The organism is Erythrobacter sp. (assembly GCF_023653175.1).
Lineage (GTDB): Bacteria > Pseudomonadota > Alphaproteobacteria > Sphingomonadales > Sphingomonadaceae > Erythrobacter.
The window spans coordinates 1-3,575 of the sequence record NZ_JAMNXL010000260.1 but is presented as its reverse complement, the minus strand read 5'-3'; the positions used below and the strand labels follow the sequence as shown (position 1 = coordinate 3,575).

The window sequence follows — 3,575 nt, the reverse complement described above, 5'->3', positions numbered from 1 at the left end:
TGGTCCCCATGGTGATCGCCAGGGCGGACACGCTGGTCATGAACGCGCCCCAGCTCACCGTGCCATCACGCAGCACGCGCTGGTCGAAGGCAGCATCGACCGTCCCGTCCGACTTCATCGCGGCCTGCCGGATGCGGCGATATTCCTCCATGTTCTGGATCAGGGCGAGCAGCCCCATGCGCGCCTGCTGGTCTTCGAAGGCGAAACCGAGCTTCTTCATGTCGCCGCCGGTCGCCTCTTTGGTGATCATGGCGATGGCTTCCATCGAGGAATAGCCCTGTTCCTCGAGCTTCTTCATCGCGGCGGGCAGATCGATCCCGAAATTTTTGCGGAAGGCGTTGATGGTCGCCGGAGCGTTAATCTTGCCGAGCAGGTTCTTGATGTTGTTTCCCGCTTCGTCCGCATCGCCAGCGGTGTGCATGGCGACCTGCAGGGCGGCAGACAGATCGGCCACCGCCGGCACGCCCTTTTCGCCGAGCGCCGCCATCTGGGCGGTGAGCGCGGGGAAGTGCCGCGCCATGTCGCGCACCTCGAAGCCGCCTTCGTTCCCCGCCGCTGCCAGCGTGTCGAAGATCACCGCGGTCTGGGCGCTCGCGATCTTGAGGTTGTTGATGCTGGCAAAGGCCGCACCGGCCGCGTCGGGCAGATCGACCTTGTAGGCGGTCGCCAGCTTCCCGGCCGGGCCGATCGCAGCCGTGGCCGCGTCAAGGTTCATGCCCTTGGCCAGCAGCAGATCGAGGCCTGCACGCATGTTCTCGGGAAGCTGGCTGGCATTGGCCGCCATGGTGAGGATCGTGCGGCCGAGCTTGTCGGTCTCGGCGTTGGTGAGCGCGGCCTTCTGCTGGATGTCGACCATCCCGCTCGAAAAGTCGCCCGCTGCCTTGACCGCAAGCACGAAGGGCGCGGCGAGCGCGGCGCCCTGCACCATGTTGTCGCGGCCGCGCTGCTGCATTTCTTCAGCCTTGGCGATCGCGTCGCGCTGCTGACCCTCGATCGCGTAAAGGCGGCGGCGCTCGGCGATCTGGCCGTTGACGCCCTCGATCGCGCCTTCAAGTTCCCGCTCGCGGTTGGCGAGGTCGGTGATGTTGCCGGTTGCGCCTTCCATTTGGCGGCGCACCTCGCGCAGCTGCTGCTCGAGCTTCTTGCCCTCCCCGCGCAGATCCCCGAGCGAGCGCGATCCCTGCCGGCCGAGCTTCATGATGTTGCGCAGCGCGCCCGACATCTTGTCGACGCCGACGAAGTTGACCAGCAGGGACAGCTTGTTGCTCATGGTGCCTTTCGTCCTATCGCTGCGCTACTTGAGGACATCATGGCTTCGCCTTGTTGGCCCTGTTCCAGAAGCTGATGGCCCGCTCGCGCCACTCGACCAGCTCATCCATGTCGAGCGCCTTGAGTTCGCTCAGCGGCCAGTGGAAGATGCCGGCGATATCGGCCATCAGGTCTTCGGCTGTTGGTCCGCGATCATCGCCTCGAGCATCTTCTTTTCTGACGCCGTCATAAAAAAACCACGGATCGCACCGCCGATTTCGGTCAGGTCACTGGGGTCGAGCCCGTTGCATTCGGATTCCACCAGCACCGGCTCGCTGATGCGCGGCAGCAGCTGCAGGATGGTGGCCACGTCGACCGAGATCAGCTGCTGCAGGTTGAGCCCGCGCAGTTCGCCCGCCTTGGGCTTGCGCAGGGTGATCGTATCGATGACCTGCTCGCCGCGCTTGATGGGCTCGGCCAGCGTGATCGTCTGGAAGCGGGCGGTGTCGGGGGTCGGGGCAGGAGCGGTTGTGTCAGCCATGCGGGGCGTCCTTCATTCAAGGTTGAGCGGGGCGAAGCGGGACGGGACGGCCGGAAATCCTTTGGGGGGATGGCCGTCCCGCCCCAACCGCCGACCGACCGCCCCGCACAGCGCCGGCCGACGGGACCTGGTCAGCTTTGCAGCGCGGCCATGATCTCGCCGTAGCGGTCGATGCCGTCGACGATGAAGGTGCCTGCAACCATGTCGATCTCCATCTCGACGCGGCCGTTGACGACGCGGCGGTAGTAGGAGAGCGGCAGCTTGTACTCGTGCTCGGTATCGTCGCCCGGCTTGGCGGTGCCGGTGCCGATCTCGCTGAAGCGGCCGCCGAGGTAGCATTCGACCGTCTCGACCTCGCCCGTGTCGTCGCGCTGGTAGGCGCCGACCAGGCGGACGCGGACGCCGTCGACGCGGGTGGTGCCGAACTTGCGCATCAGCTCGACCACATGGCCGCCCATCTTGAGGGTCGCTTCCATGGCCTGCAGGCCCATGTCGATCATCACCGGGCCGATCATGCCGCCGCCGCGATATTCCTCGGTGGCGAGCGCCTGCGCCGGTTCTTCGAATTCGACCACCTGGCCGATGTAGTTCACGCCGTCGATGTGGGCGGTGAGGTTCTTCAGTTTCTTCGGGATGCCCATGGCGGGTCAGCTCCTTTGTTGTCCTACCGCTTCGCTGCTTGAGGACATTTGCGCTCAAGCAGCGAAGCGGTAGCGCGGCAAAAACGTCTCAGACCAGCTGGTCGGCGAAGTCGGTGTAGTAGAAGTCGGTGATCACCAGATCGACGTTGGGGTTCTCGAGCGGCGCGACCGGGGTGAACTGGATGCGGAAGCGGGGGCGTCCGGCGGCCAGCTCCTGCGGGCTGTTCTGGTCAGCATCGAAGAACATCTCGGCGCCCTGGATCACCCCCTGCACCGCCAGCTGGCGGAAGCGCGCGTTGCCGGTTTCGAGCAGGTCCTTCACCAGCCCGATCGTCATGGGCTGGTCGATGAAGGGGCTGACGATCTGGCCGACGATCTCCTGCAGCGCGTGGCTGGTGCGAACCGCGCTTTCAAAGACGAAGCTGGGGTTGGTGAGCGGGTTGGCGCAGGTGCGGTTGCCCCACAGGCGGAAGCCGTTCTGGCGGATGATCGTGGTGATCTCCCCGCCGTTGAGCACGCCGGCGTCGGTGCTCGGGTCGGTGAGGTCGAAGCTGATGTCGCGATCGAGACCGGTCACTCCCACCAGCGGGACGTTGCTGATCGTCTTGTGCCAGCCCACGGTCTCGTCGATCTGTGCGCGCAGGCCGATCGCGCGGGCGACGATGTCGCCCGCGAATTCGGTGCTGGTTCCCGGCCAGATCAGCATGAGTTCGCGGTGGCCGAAGTTTTCGCGGTAGGTGAGCGCCTCGGCGACATCGTCGCCTTCAGCCGCAGCATAGACGAAGCCGCGCAGCTTCTTGGCGATGCTGACCATTTCCTCGACCACTTCCTGAGTGTCGAGGCCGGGGGCTGCGATGATCTGCGGCTTCACGCCAAGCCGCTGCTCGGCCACTGCCAGCGCCTGCAGGCCGGTGAAGGTCGCGCCGTCGGTGGTGCCGATCACGTTGGCGTCGGTCCCGGCCTGGTCTTCGCCCTCGGCCACTCGCACCACCACCACCACCGGGCTCGCCTGGTCGCCGATCGCGCGCAGCACCGGGCCGAGCGTTCCACCCGTGCCGGCATTGCCCGCCGCGATGTCCACGCCGCCGGTGATCAGCACCGGGGTGTTGAGCGGGAAGGCTTCGTCGAGCGCGGCGGCGGCCTCT

5 protein-coding genes are annotated in these 3,575 nt (G+C 66.1%); all 5 read right to left on the bottom strand.

From position 1 onward, the window contains the following. The coding region (locus NBV68_RS18495) for a phage tail tape measure protein (RefSeq protein ID WP_296312816.1) at positions 1-1,270 on the bottom strand (1,270 nt) is incomplete at its 3' end. A gap of 37 nt (positions 1,271-1,307) precedes the next feature. After that, complete coding sequence (locus tag NBV68_RS18490) at positions 1,308-1,436, bottom strand: GpE family phage tail protein (protein ID WP_296312813.1); 129 nt, start codon at positions 1,434-1,436, stop codon at positions 1,308-1,310. Further along, a complete protein-coding gene (locus tag NBV68_RS18485) occupies positions 1,436-1,789 on the bottom strand; it encodes a phage tail assembly protein (protein ID WP_296312812.1) in 354 nt (117 codons plus the stop codon). The genes NBV68_RS18490 and NBV68_RS18485 overlap by 1 nt, the downstream gene beginning before the upstream one ends. A 131-nt stretch (positions 1,790-1,920) precedes the next feature. Next, a complete protein-coding gene (locus tag NBV68_RS18480) occupies positions 1,921-2,430 on the bottom strand; it encodes a phage major tail tube protein (protein WP_296312809.1) in 510 nt (169 codons plus the stop codon). Positions 2,431-2,518: 88 nt separating this feature from the next. After that, positions 2,519-3,575 (bottom strand): phage tail sheath subtilisin-like domain-containing protein (locus tag NBV68_RS18475; protein ID WP_296312808.1); only part of this gene is annotated, 1,057 nt, incomplete at its 5' end.

Excerpts from the sequence above, each read along its gene's own strand:
- NBV68_RS18485 (WP_296312812.1), bottom strand. The coding sequence starts at position 1,789 with ATGGCTGACACAACCGCTCCTGCCCCGACCCCCGACACCGCCCGCTTC.
- NBV68_RS18480 (WP_296312809.1), bottom strand. The coding sequence starts at position 2,430 with ATGGGCATCCCGAAGAAACTGAAGAACCTCACCGCCCACATCGACGGC.
- NBV68_RS18490 (WP_296312813.1), bottom strand. The coding sequence starts at position 1,436 with ATGGCCGATATCGCCGGCATCTTCCACTGGCCGCTGAGCGAACTCAAG.